The following is a 1,215-nucleotide window of genomic DNA, read 5'->3' on the forward strand; positions in this document are numbered from 1 at the left end:
TCGTTACCCGGTAGTTTACCTTCGCAAACTTATCCCGCCGCGCCGCGTTGTGCTTGAAAGGCATCCCGCCATCCTGTTGTCAAACCGGCCAACCGCTTACGATGCAGAAACGATCCATGCAACACGGTCCATCGCCAGTCACGGTGCCGACTTCTTGGTCAGCAGGGGTCTGCTCCAGGAGGTCGGGTAGGACAGGGCTATCGCCCTCGCGGCTTGAGGTGAATTCCACGGCCACGATGTCGCCCGAGCCCGCGTCCATCGCCAAATGGACCTTGGGTATCGTCAAGTTGTTTTCCGCCGCGTGCCTTTCTGCCCCGCTGCCCCTGTTCAGGCGGCCATGGTTGCAGCAACTTCATTCCACCTTGCAAAGGCGTTGGCACGTTTCTGGCGATAAGCGGCGGCGGTCATTTTGTGGCGGCGAGGGCGGAACAGGTTGGCGGTTTCATCATGGACGGCCAGAAACCGCTGCGCCTGTCGGGCTGATTTGAAACGCCCCTGGATTTTCTCTCGCTTCCGGGTTGGCCGGTGTGATCCCTCGATCCGGTTATTCAATCCCTTGTGCGCCCGGTGATCCACTTCCAGCCCCAGCTTGCGCAGGGCTGCGCCATAGCTGCGCAACTTGTCCGTGATGATCACACGAGGCCTGCCCCAGCGCGCGACAAGCCCGGCGATAAAGCGCTTTGCCGCTCGTGTGTTCCGGCGCGATTGCACCAGAATATCGAGCACATCTCCGTTGCTGTCCACCGCCCGCCACAGCCAGTGTTTCACGCCACCGATGCTGATCACAACCTCGTCCAGATGCCATTTGTCCGAGGGCCGCGCGCGTTTCGATCTGATGCGCCTGGCGATCTGCGGGCCAAATTTTCGGACCCATGCCCGGATCGTCTCATAGCTCACTTTGATGCCACGTTCGGCCAGAAGATCCTCCACATCGCGCAGGCTCAGGGCAAAGCGGTGATACGCCCAGACCGCGTAGGAAATGATGGCGCGCGGGAAGCGGTGGCCTTTGAGACGGGCTGCGGAAATCTGGCTGATCATCGTATCCGGCTACCGGCACTCGGGAGCACGGTCAATAACTTGACAATCCCATTGTGAGCGCTGTGGGGATCGATGGTGCGACGGTGACCCAGGTTGCGCAGCGCCACGAGGTGACGCGCCAGCAGATCTACGCTTGGCGTCACGAGCTGAAGCGGAAGGGTTTGTGGTCGCCCGAGG

The 1,215-nt window shown here is 61.0% G+C and carries 2 protein-coding genes and 1 pseudogene; 1 reads left to right on the plus strand and 2 read right to left on the minus strand.

Annotated elements, in window-relative coordinates; translation table 11 throughout:
• Positions 1–127: 127 nt before the first annotated feature.
• Positions 128–277: pseudogene (locus KNW02_RS20610) on the minus strand (transposase); the annotation flags it as partial.
• 50 nt (positions 278–327) lie between these two features.
• Entirely contained in the window at positions 328–1,038 is a 711-nt protein-coding gene (locus KNW02_RS20615; RefSeq protein ID WP_216035042.1) for an IS6 family transposase, read from the minus strand.
• Positions 1,039–1,121: 83 nt separating this feature from the next.
• Here KNW02_RS20615 and KNW02_RS21350 point away from each other — a divergent pair.
• A partial coding sequence (locus KNW02_RS21350; RefSeq protein ID WP_431356782.1) for a hypothetical protein occupies positions 1,122–1,215 on the plus strand: 94 nt, incomplete at its 3' end.

Source organism: Paracoccus marinaquae (assembly GCF_018860165.1).
Lineage (GTDB): Bacteria > Pseudomonadota > Alphaproteobacteria > Rhodobacterales > Rhodobacteraceae > Paracoccus > Paracoccus marinaquae.